Annotated in this window: 17 protein-coding genes and 1 tRNA gene; 4 read left to right on the top strand and 14 right to left on the bottom strand. The window is 62.0% G+C overall.

What is annotated here, in order from left to right; translation table 11 throughout:
* Positions 1 to 63 precede the first annotated feature (63 nt).
* Both KCX70_RS09195 and KCX70_RS09190 read right to left on the bottom strand, forming a co-directional pair.
* On the bottom strand, positions 64 to 495 hold the full coding sequence (locus tag KCX70_RS09195; RefSeq protein ID WP_102846072.1) for a nuclear transport factor 2 family protein: 432 nt from the start codon (positions 493 to 495) through the stop codon (positions 64 to 66).
* Positions 496 to 690: 195 nt separating this feature from the next.
* Positions 691 to 2,721, bottom strand: coding sequence for an NADPH-dependent 2,4-dienoyl-CoA reductase (locus KCX70_RS09190; RefSeq protein ID WP_212619985.1), 2,031 nt, complete (start codon positions 2,719 to 2,721; stop codon positions 691 to 693).
* Between the two features lie 220 nt (positions 2,722 to 2,941).
* Between KCX70_RS09190 and KCX70_RS09185 the strand changes: the two genes are divergently transcribed.
* Together KCX70_RS09185 and KCX70_RS09180 are read left to right on the top strand one after the other, a co-directional pair.
* Complete coding sequence (locus tag KCX70_RS09185) at positions 2,942 to 3,949, top strand: carbon-nitrogen hydrolase (protein WP_212619984.1); 1,008 nt, start codon at positions 2,942 to 2,944, stop codon at positions 3,947 to 3,949.
* A complete protein-coding gene (locus KCX70_RS09180; protein ID WP_102846074.1) occupies positions 3,946 to 4,983 on the top strand; it encodes an AraC family transcriptional regulator in 1,038 nt (345 codons plus the stop codon). Before KCX70_RS09185 ends, KCX70_RS09180 begins: the two co-directional genes overlap by 4 nt.
* 359 nt (positions 4,984 to 5,342) lie before the next feature.
* Here KCX70_RS09180 and KCX70_RS09175 read toward each other — a convergent pair whose 3' ends face one another.
* The 4 genes from KCX70_RS09175 to KCX70_RS09160 all read right to left on the bottom strand — a co-directional run bounded on the left by KCX70_RS09175 (position 5,343) and on the right by KCX70_RS09160 (position 8,367).
* On the bottom strand, positions 5,343 to 5,501 hold the full coding sequence (locus KCX70_RS09175) for a DUF2474 domain-containing protein (protein WP_021207502.1): 159 nt from the start codon (positions 5,499 to 5,501) through the stop codon (positions 5,343 to 5,345).
* Between the two features lie 24 nt (positions 5,502 to 5,525).
* Positions 5,526 to 6,533, bottom strand: a complete 1,008-nt coding sequence (gene cydB, locus KCX70_RS09170) for a cytochrome d ubiquinol oxidase subunit II (RefSeq protein ID WP_021207503.1) — start codon at positions 6,531 to 6,533, stop codon at positions 5,526 to 5,528.
* Between the two features lie 2 nt (positions 6,534 to 6,535).
* Positions 6,536 to 7,975, bottom strand: a complete 1,440-nt coding sequence (locus tag KCX70_RS09165) for a cytochrome ubiquinol oxidase subunit I (protein ID WP_212619983.1) — start codon at positions 7,973 to 7,975, stop codon at positions 6,536 to 6,538.
* A gap of 315 nt (positions 7,976 to 8,290) precedes the next feature.
* Positions 8,291 to 8,367 (bottom strand) — tRNA-Asp (locus KCX70_RS09160).
* 359 nt (positions 8,368 to 8,726) lie between these two features.
* Between KCX70_RS09160 and KCX70_RS09155 the strand changes: the two genes are divergently transcribed.
* On the top strand, positions 8,727 to 9,362 hold the full coding sequence (locus KCX70_RS09155; RefSeq protein ID WP_249121723.1) for a type II secretion system protein N: 636 nt from the start codon (positions 8,727 to 8,729) through the stop codon (positions 9,360 to 9,362).
* 3 nt (positions 9,363 to 9,365) lie between these two features.
* Positions 9,366 to 11,636 (top strand): type II secretion system secretin GspD, encoded by a 2,271-nt coding sequence (gene gspD, locus KCX70_RS09150; protein ID WP_212619982.1) that lies wholly within the window; start codon positions 9,366 to 9,368, stop codon positions 11,634 to 11,636.
* Positions 11,637 to 11,821: 185 nt separating this feature from the next.
* Here the strand turns inward: gspD and KCX70_RS09145 are convergent, their stop codons facing one another.
* From KCX70_RS09145 to truA, 8 genes are all read right to left on the bottom strand, one after another.
* A complete protein-coding gene (locus KCX70_RS09145; RefSeq protein ID WP_102846077.1) occupies positions 11,822 to 13,033 on the bottom strand; it encodes an O-succinylhomoserine sulfhydrylase in 1,212 nt (403 codons plus the stop codon).
* 48 nt (positions 13,034 to 13,081) lie between these two features.
* Positions 13,082 to 14,587, bottom strand: a complete 1,506-nt coding sequence (purF, locus tag KCX70_RS09140) for an amidophosphoribosyltransferase (RefSeq protein WP_102846078.1) — start codon at positions 14,585 to 14,587, stop codon at positions 13,082 to 13,084.
* A gap of 82 nt (positions 14,588 to 14,669) precedes the next feature.
* Positions 14,670 to 15,182, bottom strand: coding sequence for a CvpA family protein (locus KCX70_RS09135; protein ID WP_212619981.1), 513 nt, complete (start codon positions 15,180 to 15,182; stop codon positions 14,670 to 14,672).
* Positions 15,183 to 15,292: 110 nt separating this feature from the next.
* A complete protein-coding gene (locus KCX70_RS09130) occupies positions 15,293 to 15,916 on the bottom strand; it encodes an SPOR domain-containing protein (RefSeq protein ID WP_249121722.1) in 624 nt (207 codons plus the stop codon).
* Positions 15,909 to 17,213, bottom strand: a complete 1,305-nt coding sequence (gene folC / locus KCX70_RS09125) for a bifunctional tetrahydrofolate synthase/dihydrofolate synthase (RefSeq protein ID WP_212619980.1) — start codon at positions 17,211 to 17,213, stop codon at positions 15,909 to 15,911. The genes KCX70_RS09130 and folC overlap by 8 nt, the downstream gene beginning before the upstream one ends.
* Positions 17,210 to 18,103 (bottom strand): acetyl-CoA carboxylase, carboxyltransferase subunit beta, encoded by an 894-nt coding sequence (gene accD, locus KCX70_RS09120; protein WP_021208062.1) that lies wholly within the window; start codon positions 18,101 to 18,103, stop codon positions 17,210 to 17,212. The genes folC and accD overlap by 4 nt, the downstream gene beginning before the upstream one ends.
* Before the next feature lie 222 nt (positions 18,104 to 18,325).
* Positions 18,326 to 18,949, bottom strand: coding sequence for a phosphoribosylanthranilate isomerase (locus tag KCX70_RS09115; protein ID WP_212619979.1), 624 nt, complete (start codon positions 18,947 to 18,949; stop codon positions 18,326 to 18,328).
* Between the two features lie 135 nt (positions 18,950 to 19,084).
* Positions 19,085 to 19,948 carry a tRNA pseudouridine(38-40) synthase TruA gene (gene truA / locus KCX70_RS09110; protein ID WP_021208064.1) on the bottom strand — a complete coding sequence of 288 codons (864 nt, stop codon included), beginning with the start codon at positions 19,946 to 19,948 and terminating at the stop codon, positions 19,085 to 19,087.
* Positions 19,949 to 19,950: the final 2 nt, after the last annotated feature.

Raw genomic sequence — 19,950 nt, 5'->3', positions numbered from 1 at the left:
TGTGACTGGGTTGGCAGCGAATCGGCGCCTCGCTCGCGAGTTCAGGCAGCGACGCCAGGCCGGTCAGGACTTCAACGCGGCAAGCTGAGGCGCCAGCCGCCTGCCCATCTCCTCACCCAGCGCCTGCAGCCCGCTCATTGGCCGCACCATGACTTCGAAGTCGACGATCAAGCCGGCGTCATCGAAGCGGATCATGTCGATCCCCTTGAGCTGTCGATCCCCGACCCGTGCGCTGAACTCCAACACCACGTTCGATCCATCGGCACTGGCCAGTTCGCGGTGATAGACGAAGTCTTCGAAGACGGTCAGCACGGTGTTGAGGATGAGGTTGACCGCCGTTGCCCCCTCATAGGGCTTGAAGGCCATCGGCGAGCGAAAGACGGCGTGCGGGTGCAGCAGCTCGGCCAATTGGCCAAGGTCTCTGGCCTGGATCATCCGATGCCAGCGTTGCAGGGTGGCTGCGGCAGGCTGCTGTAACGAGCGATCAAGGTTCATGCGCAACTCCTCAAGAGAATTCCGAACAGGCTAGGTAAACAGCGAACGACTGGGTAAGCGGATAGCAACGCGGCCTTCACCGCACCGCGGGTACCTGACCCGCTTCGCAGTTTTTAGAACACATCGAAGCGATGTCAGCGGCGACGACTCGAAGGCCGCAGCGGAGTCGTCAGGTTTTCCGCTGCGGCCTGTCACTCACAGAGCGGCGGCGAGGCGAGAGCCCTGGTTGATGGCGCGCTTGGCATCCAGTTCGGCAGCAACATCAGCCCCGCCGATCAGGTGCACACTGGCGCCCGCCGCCTCGAGTTCGGCCTGCAATTCACGCAGCGGATCCTGACCGGCACAGACGATCACCGTGTCGACCGGCAATACTTGCGGCTCGCCCTCGGCAACGCGGATATGCAGGCCCTGGTCATCCACCTTCAGATAGTCCACCGCACTGATCATCTGCACCTGCTTGTTCTTCAGCCCGGTGCGGTGAATCCAGCCGGTGGTCTTGCCCAAACCGTTGCCGACCTTGGACTTCTTGCGCTGTAACAGATAAACCTGACGCGCCGGTGCGTGCGGCGCCGGCTGGATGCCGGCGATGCCGCCGCGCGCCTCGAGTCCGAGATCGATACCCCATTCCTTCCAGAAAGCTTCGCGGTCGAGGCTGGTCGACTCGCCCTGATGCGTGATGAACTCCGATACGTCGAAGCCGATGCCGCCAGCGCCGATCACCGCGACGCGTTGCCCGACCGGCTTGCGTTGCAGGATCGCATCGAGATAACCGATCACCATCGGATGCTCGATACCGGGGATCTCCGGCGTCCGCGGTGCGATGCCGGTCGCCAGGATGATTTCGTCGTAGCCGCCGGCCAGCAGATCCTTGGCATCGACACGGGTGTTCAGCCGTACGTCTACGCCGGTGCTCTCCAGTTTGCTGCCGAAATAGCGCAAGGTTTCGTAGAACTCTTCCTTGCCGGGCACTCGCTTGGCGACATTGAACTGGCCACCGATCTCGCTGGCCGAGTCGAACAAGGTGACCTGATGGCCCCGTTCAGCTGCAACCGTAGCCGCGGACAGCCCAGCCGGACCGGCACCCACGACGGCGATCTTCTTCACCGCTGCGGTCGGGATGTAGTTGAGCTCGGTTTCGTAGCAAGCGCGCGGATTGACCAGGCAGGTGGTCAGCTTGCCGCTGAACGTATGGTCCAGGCAGGCCTGATTGCATCCGATGCAGGTGTTGATGGTATCGCTGCGGTCAGCTGCCGCCTTGTTGACGAAATCCGGATCGGCAAGGAACGGTCGCGCCATCGAGACCATATCGGCGTCGCCTTCCGCCAGTACCTGCTCGGCTATCTCGGGGGTATTGATTCGGTTGGTGGTCACCAGCGGAATGCCAACCTGACCGCGCAGCTTGGCGGTGACCTTGGTGAAGGCCGCGCGCGGCACCTTGGTGGCGATAGTCGGGATGCGCGCCTCGTGCCAGCCTATGCCGGTATTGATCAAGGTGGCTCCGGCCTGCTCGATGGCCTTGGCCAGCATCACCACTTCGTCCCAGGTACTGCCGCCCTCGATCAGATCGAGCATCGACAAGCGATAGATGATGATGAAGTTCGGACCGACCGCTTCGCGCACGCGGCGCACGATCTCGACGGGCAGACGCATACGATTCTCGTAGCTGCCACCCCAACGGTCCGTACGGTGGTTGGTGTGAGCGACCAGGAACTGGTTGATGAAATAACCTTCCGAACCCATGATTTCGACGCCGTCGTAGCCGGCCTGCTGCGCCAGGCTCGCGCAGGTGGCGAAGTCACGGATCTGCTTTTCGATGCCATCTTCGTCCAGCTCGCGCGGGGTGAACGGGTTGATCGGCGCCTGGATGGCGCTCGGAGCGATCAGCTGAGGGCTGTAGGCATAACGCCCTGCGTGCAGGATCTGCATACAGATCTTGCCGCCCGCCTCGTGGACAGCCTGGGTGACCACCTTATGCTCTTCAGCTTCCTCTGGGGTCGACAGCTTGGCCGCTCCCGCGCGCACGCAACCTTCCTCGTTCGGTCCAACCCCACCGGTGACGATCAGGCCGACACCGCCCCGGGCACGTTCGGCGAAAAACGCGGCCATTCGCTCGAAGCCGTTGGGCATCTCCTCGAGGCCTGTGTGCATCGAGCCCATCAAGGTGCGATTGCGCAACGTGGTGAAGCCCAGGTCCAACGGAGCCAGAAGGTGCGGAAAAGCAGTCATGTTCATTCCTCGATCAGGCGGCACGGGTGGTTGACCGGTAGCCAACGGTAGAATCGCCACGCCGCTTGGGGCCGTGGTCGTTGTGCAGCGAAGATAAACAGCCGCCGCGACAGGCTCAATGATCGAAACTTACAAGTACCTGATCGCGACGCGCAAAAGCGCTTGGCATTCGTCGATCGTATGCCTAGTCTTCCAGCACCGCTCTTGAGCTCTGACGTTCATGCGCACCTACCTCAAACTGATCGGCCTGGCGGCGCTCGCCCTGGCCGTGTTCATCATCTACCTGGACTGGACGGGAGACCGGCGCAGCGGGCCGTTGCTGTCCGATCTACGCACGCTGCCCATCGACAGCCAGGGCCGCCCCGGGACCGCCGGCAACCTGCTCGCAGTGGAGACCCGGCTGATGCCCGCCGATTATCAGAGCAGAGAGCGTCTGCAGCTGAAATTTTCTACCTATCTGGACCAGGCACAGGCCGCCGGCCTACTTGGCCCGCGCACGATAGTTGTGCTCCCCGAGCACGTCGGCACCGGACTGTTCGCCCTTGGCGAAAAGCCTGAAGTTCAACAGGCACGCACGCTTCGTGACGCCATGCAGTGGATGGCGCTGAGCAATCCCTGGGATTATTTACGTGCGCTGATGGGCCACGAAGGCCGAGACCGCCGCACCGAGGCCGTACTCAAGATCAAAGGGCGGCAGATGGCCGACGACTATCAGCACATTTTCGGCGGGCTGGCGAAACGCTATGGCGTCACCCTCGTCGCCGGGTCCATCGTGCTGCCCGAGCCGCGCCTCGAGGACGGCCAGCTGCGGATCGGCAATGGCCCGCTGCGCCAAGTCAGTCTGAGCTTCGCTGCCGACGGCGAACCCATCGGCCCCTTGCAATACAAGGTCTCGCTGAGCCGTTACGAACGCCGGTACAGCAAGCCAGGTGATACGCCGCCGGCCACGCTGGCGACTGCCGCCGGCCGGCTGGCCGTACTGATTGGTTGCGATGCCCATACCCAGACTCCTCCGGCCGACGCCGAACTGCTCGCACTGACAGGCGCACGGGATGACCCGGCCGCCATCTGCGCCCACGAGGTGACGCCGGAGCCAACCCTGCCGCGCATAGAGGTGCACACCTTCGGCCTGCCCTGGAGCCTGGTCGGCTCGCCGCACCGCCCAGCGCAACAACATCGCAGCCAACCGATGCAATTGACCAACCTCTGGTTACCGGAGCGGCCATGAATCGACAACGGGTGCGCTTGGGCGACCTCTCGGTTGGCTTCGTACACAGTCTGAGCAGCGCCCTGCTGGAACAACAGATCGACCCGCAGCCCTTGCTCGAGGCATATGGGCTGGACCCGGCGCGGCTCAGCGAGCCACGTGCGCGCTTGTCGATCCCGCGTTACATGCGGCTTGGCCATGCCGCGATTCAGCTGACCGGCAACCCTGGGCTGGGTCTGGAGATGGGGCGACTGCGCAAACCCGGCCATCTCGGCCTGGTCGGCATCACGGCGACGCAAGCGCCGACCGTGCGCGAGGCGGCACGGGCGCTGATCCGCTACGAACCCCTGTATGCCTCCAATTACCGCGGTGCTTCCGGTTTCCACGAAGACGCCGAAGGCGCCTGGCTGCGCTTCTATTCGATCAGCCCGTACAACGGCTACAACCTGTTCGTGGTGGATACCGTGTTAGCCAGCTGGATCACACAGCTGAGCACGGTTGCAGCATGCCCGCTGGCACCCGTGGCGGTGCAGGTCGAGTTCGACCAACCCATCTACGTCGAACGGTACGAAGCCCTGTTCGGTAGACCCGTGGAATTCGCCGCTGCGCATAACCAGCTGCGGTTGGACAAGGCCAGCCTTGCGCTACGCAACCCCGAACACTGCCCGGGCACCTGGCGCCAGCTGCTGGAACTCTGCGAGACGGAACTGGAACAGCGCACTCGAACCCGCAGCCTGCGCGAGCGGGTCACGCAATTGCTGGGGCCGATGCTCAAAGGCCAGGAGCCAAGCCTGCAGCAAATCGCCGGTCGGCTGCAGCTGCCTCCCTGGACGCTACGCCGCAAGCTGGAAGAAGAAGGCACAAGTTACCGGGGTATTCTCAACGACACCCGACGCGATTTGGCGATGGCCTATATAAGGGACACCGAGGCGGCATTCGGCGAAATCGCCTGGCTGCTTGGATTTTCGTCGCCGGAGGCATTTCAGCGCGCGTTCAAACGCTGGAGCGGACAGACGCCAGGCGATTACCGGCGAGCACAACGTCGCACAGAATGAGCGACCGAACCCAGGCCAGGCTCAACGCATCCGTGGCGAGGGCCTAGAGTTCAAAGGCGTCCTCGGCCGGCTCTGGACCGTCCTGCTCCGCCGCATGCCATTCGAGAATTTCGTCTTGATAGTCATCCATAGAAGCGATCCTCTTGCTGGGTATGCAGTGATCCAAACGAAGGTATCGGCAGAACCGCGCCGATCGGCTCGTAAGACCTTGCATCAGTGCTAACAATGTTCATGCCAGGCAATTTAACGCGGGAAGATGTCAGCGACATGAACCCACTCACACCGGCCATTGCAGACTGAATAACCCAAGCGCCTGACAGCTACAACGCGCCCAATCGCCGCACGCGAACGGGCGCGGGTCAGGGCGTCACCAGGCCCGCCGCCGTCATGAACTGCCGTAGCGCCCAGGCGACTACGCCGAGCGCGAGGACGCTAGCCGACCAGATCACCACGAGCCAGGTCATACGCTTCCAGAGTGGCTTGGGCTCCGATGCACCATCTTCGTGCTTTTGCTGCATAAAGGGCTCCCTGGCGAGGCCGAATCAGTGATAACCGTCGTCAGCGCTGACCTTGCCGCGGAATACGTAGTAGCTCCAGGCGGTGTACATGAGGATCAGCGGGATGATCAGCAGCGCGCCGACCAGAGTAAAGCCCTGGCTCTGTGGCGGCGCGGCGGCTTCCCAGATGCTGACCGAGGGCGGAATGATGTTCGGCCAGAGGCTGATGCCCAGCCCGCTGTACCCAAGGAATATCAGCGCCAGGGTGAACAGGAAGGGCGAATAATGTGCGTAGCGGGCAATCGATCGCAGCAGACCGAAGGTACAAAGCAGCACGAGGATAGGCACCGGCATGAACAGGATCAGATTCGGCATGCTGAACCAGCGCTCGGCGATGTCCGGATGCGTCAGGGGTGTCCAGATGCTCACAACGCCCGTTACCGCCAATACCGCCCACACCAGGGGAATACCGATATCATGCATGCGCTGCTGCAACTCGCCGGCAGTTTTCATGATCAGCCAGGTGCAGCCCAGCAAGGCATAGGCAACGATCAGGGCCAGCCCGCAAAAAATCGAAAAGGGGCTGAGCCAGTCCAGCGCGCCGCCGGCATAGGCGCGACCTTCCACCGGGAAACCATGGATGAAGGCGCCCAGGGCGACACCCTGGAAGAAGGTCGCCGCCAACGAGCCGCCAATGAACGCCTTGTCCCAGATGTGCTGGCGCGCGGGACTGGCCTTGAAGCGGAACTCGAACGCAACACCGCGAAAGATCAGCCCCATCAACATGAAGATGATCGGCAGATAAAGCGCCGAGAGAACCACCGAGTAAGCCAGCGGGAACGCGGCGAACAGCCCGGCCCCGCCGAGTACCAGCCAGGTTTCGTTGCCATCCCAGATGGGCGCAACGGTGTTCATGGCCACGTCGCGCTCGGAGCTGTCGTTCAGGAACGGAAACAGAATTCCGATACCCAGATCGAAGCCGTCCATCACTACGTACATCATGATGCCGAAGATGATGATGATCGCCCAGATCAGCGAAAGATCGACACCCATATTCAATTCCTCTCGCCCAGTTGGTCGCCATGTTCGTGCGGGATCGCCTCGTCGGCAGCGGACAGCGGCCGCATCGGTGTACGTTTTTCGCCCGGCCCGCCAGCGCCCTTTTCATCGCCCTCGTTGATGATCGGACCCTTGGCGATCAGCCGCAGGACGTAGAGCAAGCCGATGCCGAACACGGCGAAATAGATCAGGACGAACATCGCAAGGGTCAGGCCCAACTGGTCGGCACCGTGATTCGACACCGCATCGGCCGTACGCATGACGCCGTAGACCACCCAGGGCTGGCGGCCGACTTCAGTGGTGATCCACCCCGCCAGGATCGCGATCACGCCCGACGGCCCCATGCACAACGCCAGTCGCAGAAAAGGCCTGGTATGGAACAGTCTGCCACCACGCCGCAGCCAGAGACTCCAGACGCCAGTGAGGATCATCAGCATACCCAGCGCGACCATGACCCGGAACGTCCAGAATACGATGGTCGAATTGGGCCGATCTTCCCGAGGGAAATCCTTGAGCGCCGGTATCTGTTCGGAGAGGCTGTGCTTGAGGATCAGGCTGCCCAGATAGGGGATCTCGATCTTGTAGCGCGTTTCTTCACGCTCCATGTCGGGCCAGCCAAAGATCAGCAGTGGCGTCGGTTCACCCGACGAATTGTCCCAGTGCCCTTCCATCGCGGCGATCTTGGCCGGTTGGTGTTCAAGCGTGTTCAGGCCGTGGAAGTCACCGACCACCGCCTGGATCGGTGCCACGATCAGCGCCATCCACATCGCCATGGAAAACATCTTGCGTATCGCCGGATTGTCATTGCCGCGCAGCAGATGCCAGGCTGCCGAAGCCCCGACCATGAATGCCGTCGCGAGGAACGCGGCAATTGCCATGTGCGTCAGGCGATAGGGAAAGGACGGGTTGAAGATGATCGCCAGCCAATCGACCGGAACCACGATGCCATCGATGATTTCGTGCCCCTGGGGGGTGTGCATCCAGCTGTTCGAGGCGAGGATCCAGAACGTCGAAATCAGCGTACCGACCGCAACCATCAGCGTTGAGAAAAAGTGCAGCCCGGCACCGACACGGTTCCAGCCGAACAGCATTACGCCGAGGAATCCGGCCTCGAGGAAGAACGCGGTCAGCACCTCGTATGCCAACAAGGGGCCCGTCACGCCACCGGCGAACTCGGCGTAGGCGCTCCAGTTGGTGCCGAACTGGTAGGCCATGACGATGCCAGAGACCACACCCATACCGAAGTTGACGGCGAAGATCTTCAACCAGAAATGATAGAGGTCGCGGTAGACCTGGCGCTTGGTCTTCAGCCACAGCCCTTCCAGCACAGCCAGGAAACTGGCCAAGCCGATCGTTATCGCCGGAAAGATGATATGGAAGGAGATGGTGAACGCGAACTGAATCCGCGCAAGCTCGAGCGCTTCCAAACCGAACATTAAAAACCCCTCGTCAGTCGGCCGCTTGCCCCTGGCCATTGATGTCATCACGCATAATGACAGCAGTAACGCGCAAGGGTGCGCTCCGATAGGCGTGACCAGTCGTCACAGTCGAACAAGGCGCAAGGTTGATAACGGTCAATGACAGCGGCTGAATGCCGCTTGGTTTGGGGCTCAACGGGACCAAAGGTGCGATGAGCGAGCCGTCCACACCGACGTCTGGACAAACGCCTTGGAAGGACCGCTGAAACGAAAAAAGCGGCCCTAAGGCCGCTTTTAGCGAGGCTCCAGTCGTTCAGTGAACTGGAGCGAATATGGCGCAGCGGACGGGACTCGAACCCGCGACCCCCGGCGTGACAGGCCGGTATTCTAACCGACTGAACTACCGCTGCGCATCGGCCGGGCTTTCGCCCGACTCGCAAGGCCTGAATTGAAACAGTATCGACCGAAGAACCAACCGGCTGATCGCCTTGCGAGGCGCGCAATTTACGCACCCACTGAAACCAAGTCAACAGTGCGCTGCGTTATTTCTTCAAAAATGACGGCCACTTGCAATCACGGATGAGAATAACCTGCCATCGGGCACCTTTGGCCGGTAAAACAGTCAGTTGCACTTGCATACTCAGGTGCTTCTTTGCATGGTTCCGGTCTAAGCTGCCAGTGCGCCCTGCCGCTCGCAGTCATTCGGCAACAGCATTATCGCGGCCTTGCGACAATGCCCGTCATCATCTGGCTTCACGGAGTGCCTAGCTTGGCTTCCCCCGCAGCACTGCAGAACATTCATCAGCGCGCGCCTCTGATCGTCAGCGCACTCATCGTCCTGTTGTTCGGCCTATACCTTGCGGGCCAGATCAGAGAGTGGCTCCAACTTACCCAGGCGCCCGCGACAGATACCGTGGAAGCTGATCAGCCCGCCGGCGTGGCGCCGGACCTGCAGCGTATGGAGCGCCTGTTCGGCACATCCACGACCAGCGACCCGGTCTATGCTCCCGGTACTTCGAGCAGCGACCTGACTTTGCTCGGCAGCTTCGTGCATGCCGACCCGACGCGGTCCACCGCTATCATCCAGATAAATGGCCAGCCGCCCAAACTGTACGGCGTCGAACAGGAGCTGGAACAAGGCGTGCGCCTGTACAGCGTCCATCCCGATCGCGTTGAAATATCACGGGGTGGGCGTATCGAGAGCCTGTATTTCCCAAGCACTCGCACCGCCACGGCCATGCCCGATACGCTACCGGACTACAGTGAACCGGCGGCTACGGACCAGCCGGATCCGCAGGCCGAGATGCTTCAGCAGCAGATGGAAGCGCTCCGCCAGCAGATGGAAGGAGTCAATGATTCGCCCGAAGCCCTGCCCTCCGATGAACAACCCACGGAAGACAATTGACCGATGCCGCTTTTTCCTTCCCGCCCGCTCATAGCCTTGCTCGCCGCTGGCCTGCTCGCCACTCCGCTGCCCTCGTTTGCGGCCGACCCAGGTATCGAGCCGAGTGAAACCCAGCAGGATGGCTGGACGATCAACCTCAAGGATGCAGACATCCGAGCGTTCATCGACCAGATCAGCCAGTTGACTGGCCAAACCTTTATCGTCGACCCACGGGTCAAGGGGCAAGTGAGCGTGGTGTCCTCGACAACACTGTCGCTCTCCGAGGTCTATCAACTGTTCCTGTCCGTCATGGCCACTCATGGCTATAGCGTACTTACGCAAGGTGACGTGGCGCGCATCGTGCCCAACGCCGAAGCGAAATCGGAGGCCGGTGGAGGCCCGACCGGTGGCGACCTGCTGGAAACCCGTGTCATCCAGGTCCAGCACACCTCCGCGACCGAGCTGATTCCGCTGATCAGGCCGCTGATCCCGCAATACGGCCATCTCGCCGCCGTCGGCTCCGCCAATGCACTGATCATCAGCGATCGCAGCGCTAACATCGCCCGTATCGAGGATCTGGTGCGCCAGCTGGATCGCGCCCAGAACGACGACTACAGCGTGGTGAACCTGCAGTACGGCTGGGCTGTGGACATCGCCGAAGTGCTACGGAACACCCTTTCGCGTGGCGAAGCCAAGGACACCGCCGGTGCCCAGATCATCGCCGACTCGCGCACCAATCGACTGATTTTCACCGGACCCGAACAAGCTCGGCAGAAACTCGCCAGCCTCGCCAACACGCTCGATACGCCGAGCACTCGCTCGGCCAACACACGGGTCATTCGCCTGCGCCATAACGATGCCAAGGCCCTGGCCGAAACCCTGGGCGACATTTCCGAGCAGCTTGCAGCCCCGGCGGACGGCGAGGTCCAGGGCGGCAGGCAACAGAACATCCTGATTCGTGCCGACGAGAGCCTCAATGCGCTAGTCATGCTGGCCGAGCCCGAACTGATCGGCACCCTCGAGTCGATCGTGCGCCAGCTGGACGTTCCGCGCGCTCAGGTCATGGTCGAGGCTGCCATCGTCGAGGTCTCGGGCGATATCACCGACGCGCTGGGCGTCCAGTGGGCGGTCGACGCGCGGGGCGGCACAGGTGGTGCCGGCGGCGTCAGCTTCGGCAACACCGGTATTTCGGTGGGCAGCGTGCTTAATGCGATCCGTGACGACGAGATTCCCAGCGACCTCCCCGATGGCGCCATCATCGGCGTCGGTACGCGCAGCTTCGGCGCCTTGATCACGGCCCTTTCCGCCAACAGCAAGAGCAATCTGCTATCGACGCCCAGCCTGTTGACGCTGGACAACCAGGAAGCGGAGATACTGGTAGGCCAGAACGTCCCGTTTCAGACCGGCAGCTATACCACCGACTCGTCCGGTGCCAACAACCCCTTCACCACCATCGAGCGACAGGATATCGGGGTGACGCTCAAGGTCGTGCCGCACATCAATGACGGCGCCACGCTACGCCTGGAAATCGAGCAAGAGATATCCTCGATCGCCCCGTCGGCCAGCCTGTCGGCACAGGCAGTCGACCTAGTGACCAACAAACGCTCCATCAAGAGCACCATTCTTGCCGAGGATGGCCAGGTCATCGTGCTGGGCGGTCTGATTCAGGATGACGTGACCCAGACCAACTCCAAGGTTCCATTGCTGGGGGACATCCCGCTGCTAGGGGCGCTGTTTCGCTCCACTCAGGAAAGCCACGTCAAACGTAACCTGATGGTCTTCCTGCGACCGACCGTCATCCGCGACCGCGCTGGGCTGGCAGCCCTTTCGGGGAAGAAATACAGCGATATCCGGGTCATCGAAACCGGGTCGGATAGCCCGAGTCTCCTTCCGGCTACCCCCGAACGGCTGTTCGATGGGCAGGGCCAGCCGGCACCGGCGATCGACCTTCGCTCCAACGAGCCGGCCCAGCGGCAGGCGATGCCCAAAGCACCCGCCACTCAACGCGCGCCACAGGCGCCCACACCACTGGCGCAGCCTCGAGCACAGACCTCGCTGCTTTCCGGGTGGGCCGTGCAGCTAGGCAGCTTTCAGAACCGTGAAAGCGCCACCGCACTGCAAAAGAAATTGCAGGCTGAGGGCTTCGATGCCTACCTGAGAACCACGGGCCGAACCCACCGTGTGTTCGTCGGGCCGGTGCGCGAGCGCCAGGAGGCCAGCCAGCTTCGCGACCAACTCTCCGATGAACAGCGCCTGGACGGGTTCGTCGTCAAGTTCGAAACCGGACGCGACTAACGGGGCCGTTGCCGGCGACCGGGCTCACCGCCAGTCGCCGGCAACGATTGACCCGCTCATACGAGACAGGACACAGGTCGCCGATTAGTGCGTCGAACGTCCTTCCTGCAAGCGTTCCGTCCTGAAAAACGAAACCCCGCGATGCGCGGGGTTCGTTGACGAGGGAAACAATCGCTAGATAAGGCTTAGAGCGCAGCCAGCCCCCGGGCCAGATCCGCCTTGAGATCCGCCACGTCTTCCAGCCCCACCGCAACGCGGATCAAGCTGTCGCGGATGCCGGCAGTCGCCCGGTCCTCCGGCGAAAGCCTGCCATGGGTGGTCGACCCCGGATGGGTAATGGTGGTTTTGCTGTCGCCCAGGTTGGCGGTAATCGATATCAGGCGGGTTGCATCGATGAAACGCCACGCGGCGTCCTTTCCGCCAGCCACCTCGAAGCTCAGTACGGCGCCGAAGCCGCGCTGTTGACGTCTGGCCAGTTCGTGCTGCGGATGACTGGGCAAGCCCGCATAGTAGACCTTCTCGACGCCCGGCTGCTGCTCGAGCCACTCGGCCAGTACCTGAGCACTGGCGCAATGGGCCTGCATGCGTAGCCGTAAGGTTTCCAGTCCTTTTAGAAATACCCAGGCGTTGAACGGGCTCAACGTCGGACCTGCGGTACGCAGGAAGCCCACCACCTCTTTCATCTGCTCGGCTCTGCCGGCCACGACTCCGCCGAGGCAGCGGCCCTGACCGTCGATGTACTTGGTCGCTGAGTGGATGACCACGTCCGCACCGAGCGCCAGCGGCTGTTGCAGTACCGGCGTACAGAAGCAATTGTCCACTGCCAGCATCGCGCCCTTGGCATGGCAGAGCGAGGCCAGGGCCTCGATATCGACCAGCTCGGCCAAGGGGTTGGAGGGCGACTCGACGAATACGAGCCGGGTATTTGGCTTGAACGCGGGCACCCAGTCGTCCACGTTCGTCAGCGGCACGTAGTCGACTTCGAGCCCGAAGCGTTTGAGGTACTTCTCGAACAACGACACCGTTGCACCGAAGACGCTACGCGACACCAGCACGTGATCGCCGGCCGAGCACAGGCTCATCACAGTCGCCAGGATGGCAGCCATGCCTGAGGCGGTCGCCACCGCCTGCTCGGCACCTTCCATGGCAGCGATGCGCTCTTCGAAGGCGCGCACCGTAGGGTTGGTGTAGCGCGAATAGACGTTGCCCGGCACTTCGCCGGCGAAACGCGCCGCGGCGTCGGCGGCACTGCGGAACACATAGCTGGAGGTGAAGAACAGCGGCTCGCCGTGCTCGCCCTCCGGCGAGCGGTGCTGGCCGGCACGAACCGCCAATGTGTCCATGCCTGCGCCGGACAAGTCACTGTCGAGTCGCCCCGCATCCCAATCGGTTGTCATAGTCGTTTCCACCTGATTCGAGGCGGCAATGCCACCGGATTTTGGCGATTAGTTGTTATACAGGTCGATGATGGCACTGCCGGCAACGCTCTTGTGCTTGCTCACATCGTTTCGGGCCTGCTCGATCTTGTGCAGATAGGCATCGTCGATATCGCCCGTTACGTATTTGCCGTCGAACACCGCGCAGTCGAAGTTCTCGATCTTGACCTTACCGCCGCCAACGGCGTCGATCAGATCAGGCAGGTCCTGATAGATCAGCCAGTCGGCCCCGATCAGTTCCGCGACCTCTTCAGTGCTACGGTTGTGCGCGATGAGCTCGTGCGCACTGGGCATGTCGATGCCATAGACGTTCGGATACCGGACAGCAGGCGCGGCGGAACAGAAATAAACGTTCTTCGCCCCCGCTTCGCGGGCCATCTGGATGATCTGCTTGCAGGTCGTACCGCGAACGATGGAGTCGTCCACCAGCATGACGTTCTTGCCGCGGAACTCCAGATCGATGGCATTGAGCTTCTGGCGCACGGACTTCTTGCGTGCCGCCTGGCCCGGCATGATGAACGTCCGGCCGATGTAGCGATTCTTGACGAAACCTTCGCGGAACTTGACACCCAGGCGGTTAGCCAGCTCCAGCGCCGCCGTGCGGCTGGTGTCCGGAATCGGAATCACGACATCGATGTCGTGATCCGGGCGCTCACGCAGAATCTTGTCCGCCAGCTTCTCACCCATGCGCAAGCGCGCCTTGTACACCGAAACGCCATCCATCAGGGAATCGGAGCGCGCCAGATAGACATGCTCGAAAATGCAGGGCGCATAGTGCGGGTTCGGTGCGCACTGGCGGGTATGCAGTTTGCCGTCGGCCGTGATGTAGACCGCTTCACCCGGCGCCAGGTCGCGGATCAGCGAGAAGCCCAGCACGTCCAGCGCAACGCTTTCCGACGCGATCATGTATTCGACGCCCTGATCGGTGTGGCGCTGACCAAAGACGATCGGACGAATAGCGTGCGGATCACGGAAGCCGACGATGCCGTAGCCGGTCACCATGGCCACCACCGCGTAGCCGCCGACGCAACGCTCGTGCACCTTGGCCACCGCGGCGAACACGTCCTCTTCGGTGGGCTGCAGCTTGCCGCGCACGGCCAGCTCGTGGGCGAACACGTTGAGCAGCACCTCGGAATCGGAGTTGGTGTTCACGTGGCGCAGATCGGATTCGTAGATTTCCTTGGTCAACTGATCGACATTGGTCAGATTGCCGTTATGCGCCAAGGTGATGCCGTAGGGTGAGTTCACGTAGAATGGCTGAGCCTCCGCCGAACTGGAGCTGCCCGCGGTGGGGTAACGCACATGACCGATCCCCATGTTACCGACCAGACGCTGCATGTGACGTTGCTGAAAGACGTCCCGGACCAACCCATTGTCCTTGCGTAGAAACAGCTTGCCGCCGTCGCTGGTCACGATTCCGGCTGCATCCTGCCCACGGTGTTGCAATACGGTAAGCGCGTCATACAACGCCTGGTTGACGTTCGACTTACCGACAATGCCGACGATGCCACACATGCAAGGAACCTCTCAGTTGGTACAGACTGTCCGGACGTGGCTGGCTTACAGACCCCGACACGGCCGTTGAATAAGACTCAGGTCAGCCCGACGCATCGAGCGAGCCGGCGACCCACTGGCTGCCAAACCCGAGAATCAGGTTCTTCGACCAATCGGCAACCAGAAGAAAATGCGGTAACAGCGTCGATTCACGCCACCAAGGGTCCTGCTGGACCGGTGCAAGGCTGAGTAGCCCGACCAACACCACCACCAGCAATCCGCCGCGAGCTGCCCCGAACACCATGCCAAGGAAGCGATCCGTCCCGGACAAACCGGTGACGCGAACCAGCTCACCGATGAGAAAGTTGATCAGCGCGCCAACCAGCAGAGTCAAAACGAAGAGGATGGCGCACGCCGCGATCACCTGGAAGGAAGGGGTGCTGATGTAGTCAGCAAGATAATGAGATAACGCACCGCCGAACATCCAGGCGATAACGCCGGCAACGATCCAGGTGAGCAGCGAGAGCGCTTCCTTGACGAAGCCGCGCCTCAGACTGATCAGACTGGAAATGACCACAACGGCGATAAACGCCCAATCGACCCAAGTGAGCGTCACGTGGTTTCCTGCTAAGGAGAAAGGCGGCGTATTTTAGCAGAGCCCCCGCCCCGGAGTAAGCTCTCGGCAGACACGGGAAAAACGCTGGCGCTCTGTCTGGGCGCCTGTGCTCAGCCCTGCTCCGGCTTGAAGCGTACAACGAAGCCGTTCAACTTCTGCTGCCGCTGCAATTGATCACGTAGACGGTCGGCCTCGGCCCGCTCGACCAACGGACCGACGAAGACGCGATTCATCCCGTCCGCGGTGCGTATGTAGGCGTTATAGCCCTGAGAGCGCAACGTCGTCTGGAGCTTGTCGGCGTTCTCGCGGCTAGACAGGCTGGCGAGCTGCACCGACCAACTGACCGGCAGGTTTGCCGCGTCCAGATGCTTCTCCTCAGGCGCAGCCGTCGCCGCTGGTGGCGCTGGCTGCACCGCCTCAGCAGGCGCCGGCTCGGACGCTGCCGGAGCCGACTCGGGCTTGGCCGGGCTGGGCTCGGCAGGTGCACTGGGCTCGGCTACCCGTCCCTCCTCGACGATTTCATACTCTTCAGGGAACGGCTCCGCGTCTGGCTCGGGCACTTCGACAGGCTGCGTCTCGATCACCGGCGCAGCCGGGGTCTCCGGCATCGGCGGCGCATCCACGGTGACCTGCCGACCGGCATCCTCACGGTTGAACAGCATAGGAACAAAAATCACCGCCAGCGCAACGAGCACTAGCGCACCGACGATACGCTGCAGCAATCCCTTATCCACCAAGAACCTGCCCTCCACTCGATGCGTACCGGTCCAGCCAGGCCAGCGCTTCGGCTACGCAATAAAAAGATCCAAACAGTACAATCTGGTCGCCCTTGGTCGCCTGATTGCACTGCCCCTCGAGCGCCTGCGCGATGTCCGGGTAGATAGTGACCTCCGCGTCGCGTTCCTTCAATGCCGAACTCAAATCGTCGGCACCGCGCGAACGTGGACTGCGTAGCGGCGCAACCGCCCAGGAATCGAGGACAGGCACTAGCTCGTCGATCACACCAGGCAAGTCCTTGTCAGCCAACAGGCCGAAAACAGCGAGGCGGCGCCCGGGACCAGGCGTCCTTTGTAAATGTTGAGCAAGGTAGGCCGCCGCATGCGGGTTGTGCCCGACATCGAGCAATATCAGCAGCTCGCGACCTTGCCAGCGAATCGTTCGGCTATCCAGCCGCCCAGTGACACGGGTGCGCCTGAGCGCCTCAATCAGGCGCTCCGGTTCCCCGAACGGTTCGATTAATGCGAACGCCTGCAACGCCACCGCCGCATTCTCCAATGGCAAGGTGAGCATCGGCAGATCGCGCAGTTCCAGCGGCCGACCGGAACGGTCCTTGCCTCGCCAGTGCCAACTGTCCGTGCTGCGCTCCAGATCGAAATCGCGGCCCCGCACAAGCAACGGCACAGCGCTCTGAGCAGCACTGGCCAGCATTGACTCGGGCGGCTCGGGATCGCCGCATACGGCAGGTGTTGCAGAGCGAAAGATGCCAGCCTTCTCGAATGCCACGCTCTCACGCGTGGTGCCGAGCCACTCCGCATGGTCGAGACCGATATTGGTGACCACCGCCACGTCGGCATCGATCAGGTTCACCGCATCGAGGCGCCCTCCCAGGCCGACCTCCAGCACCACGGCGTCCAGCCCTTCTCGCTCGAAGAGCCAGAAGGCAGCCAAGGTTCCCATTTCGAAATACGTCAGGGTGATCGAGCCACGGGCACGCTCTACCGCCTCGAAGGCTTCGCACAACGCGTCATCACTAGCGTCGACTCCGTTGATACGTACGCGCTCGTTGTAGCGCAACAGATGCGGTGAGCTGTACACGCCCACCGTCTTGCCCTGCCCGATCAACAGCTCGGCGACAAACGCGCAAGTCGATCCCTTGCCGTTGGTCCCGGTAACCGTTACGACCTGAGGCGCCGGGCGCGTAAGCCCGAGCCTCGCCGCCACCTCACGGCAGCGATCGAGCCCCATGTCGATAGCGGTCGGGTGCAGTTGCTCGAGGTATTCGAGCCAATCCTGCAGGCTCCGCGCGGTCATGCGCTAGCCGTTACCCGTGCCGGCTCGGCCGGGGTCGGTCGGTGTTGCAGTTGAGCGAGAAGCCGCGCCAGCCGGGCACGCAGCTCGGAACGCGGGACGATCAGATCAATGGCGCCGTGATCGAGCAGAAATTCGCTGCGCTGGAACCCTTCCGGGAGCTTTTCGCGCACCGTCTGCTCGATCACGCGTGGGCCTGCGAAGCCAATCAGCGCCTTTGGCTCAGCCACGATGACGTCACCCAGCATGGCCAGACTCGCCGATACGCCCCCGTAGACCGGATCAGTCAGCACCGAAATGAAGGGCAAGCCCTCTTCGCGCATACGGGCCAGCACGGCGGAGGTCTTGGCCATCTGCATCAGCGAGATCAGCGCCTCCTGCATGCGCGCTCCACCCGATGCCGCGAAGCAGACCAGCGGGCAGCGCTGCTCAAGCGCGACATTGGCCGCACGGACGAAACGCTCGCCTACGATCGCACCCATCGAGCCACCCATGAAGGAAAACTCGAACGCACAGGCCACCACCGGCGATTGCATCAGGGTCCCGCGCATGGCGATCAGTGCATCCTTCTCACCGGTCTGCTTCTGCGCTGCTGAGAGACGATCCTTGTATTTCTTGCTGTCACGGAATTTCAGTCGGTCGACAGGCTCGAGGTCAGCTCCAATCTCTTCGCGTCCGTCTTTGTCGAGGAAGATATCCAGACGCGTACGCGCATCGATACGCATGTGATGCTGGCACTTCGGGCACACATCCAGCGTCTTTTCCAGTTCCGGGCGATACAGGACCGCCTCGCAGGACGGACATTTGTGCCACAGGCCTTCTGGCACGGAGCTCTTCTGCGTTTCCGAGCGCATGATCGAGGGGATCAGCTTGTCTACCAGCCAGTTGCTCATGCTTTTATTCTCCACAGCTTGTCAGTCCTGCGCGTAGCGACTGCACGCACCGGCAAATTCATCGTTGCGACCGGTCTCCAGTCGGAGCTCACTGCATCGCGTAGGCGCTGGCCCATTGGGGCTGTCGCTGAAACTTGCCCAACCGTCAGGTAACGGACGGGCATCAATGGCGGGTACGCCAATCCAGCGAATGGTAACTGGACGGCAATGACCCTCGGTTCGTCACATCGCTGCTCTTACCTGCCGAACGAATTCGTGCACGCTCGCGGCGTCCTTGATGCCCTTGCTCAGCTCGACCCCCCCACTTACATCCACGGCGAAAGGCCGAACCTCGGCGATTGCCTGGCGAACGTTCCCTGGCGTCAAGCCTCCCGCGAGAATGAGCGGTTTGGGCAAATCTGCGGGAATCAACGACCAGTCGAATATTTCACCCGTCCCTCCGGGAACGCCAGCGACGAAGGTGTCGAGCAGAATGGCACTCGCCCCGACATAGCGAGCGGCCTGGGCGCGAATATCGTCCCCCGCCTTGACTCGCAAGGCCTTGTACCAGCGACGATGGAACCCCTCGCAGTCCGCGGGTTGCTCATCGCCATGAAACTGAAGCGCATCCAGCGGTACGGCATCGAGTATTTCGTTGAGTTCGCAGCGCGACGCGTTGACGAACAGACCAACCGTCGTGACGAATGGCGGCAAGGCAGCGACGATGGCGCGGGCTTGCTGAACGCTCACCGCCCGCGGACTTTTGCCGTAGAACACCAGGCCGATCGCGTCTGCCCCGGCTTCGGCCGCAACAAGCGCGTCCTCGACCCGAGTGACTCCACAAATCTTGCTACGAACGATAGGCAACGGCAGGCACCTGCGACAGAAGACCCCGGATGGTAACAAAAGCGCCGACAGCTGCAACCTGCATCACGTGGTATGCCGGCAAAGCCGACCGCTGCGGCACTGCGCCGCTACCGTCGCCGAACCCGCAGCCCTGGCTCAGGAACACCTGACGTCCGGCAGACCGGACAGGAAATGGGGTCCGAGATAACGTTCGGGCAACTGGAACTGCTCGGGATAATCGACTTGAACGAGATACAGCCCATAGGGGTGCGCCGTCACGCCACCGGTTCGCCTCACGCGCGACTCCAATACCTCTCGCGCCCACTCAACGGGCCGTTCGCCCGCGCCTATGGTCATCAGCACGCCAGCGAAATTACGCACCATATGATGCAGAAAGGCGTTGGCGCGAACGTCGATCACGATAAGCCGGCCGTGCTCGAGCAGCTCGAAATGATGGATGGTCTTGATCGGTGATTTCGCCTGGCACTGACGTGCCCTGAAGGCGCTGAAATCATGGGTTCCAACGAACGCCTTGGCCGCCTCGCGCATACGCGAGATATCCAGCGGACGGTGATTCCAGGTCACCTCTTCGGCGAGGTGGGCTGGGCGGATCTGGTCGTTGTAGATCACGTAACGATAACGGCGCGCCATGGCGCTGAAACGTGCATCGAAGGTCCTGGGCATTTCCTTCGCCCAGGTCACGCTGATGTCACCCGGCAAGTTCATGTTGGCACCCATGACCCAGGCATGCATGGAGCGCGTGACTGGCGTATCGAAATGCACAACCTGCGCACAGGCATGAACAAGTGCATCGGTGCGCCCAGCACAGCTCAGGACTACCGGGTGCCCGCCCGCAACTTTGCTCAGTGCATTTTCCAACGAGAGCTGTATGGACGGCACGCCGTCGCGCTGGCGCTGGAATCCACGATAACGAGAGCCCTTGTACTCGACCCCGAGTGCAATTCTGAAAACGTCAACGGCAGCCGAGGAGGCTGCCGCTTCAGGTACTGCTTCGGTCATGG

Origin of the sequence: Stutzerimonas stutzeri, assembly GCF_018138085.1 — a bacterium.
In the GTDB taxonomy this organism is placed as follows: Bacteria; Pseudomonadota; Gammaproteobacteria; order Pseudomonadales; family Pseudomonadaceae; genus Stutzerimonas; species Stutzerimonas stutzeri_AI.
This window is presented reverse-complemented; position numbering and strand designations above follow the sequence as displayed.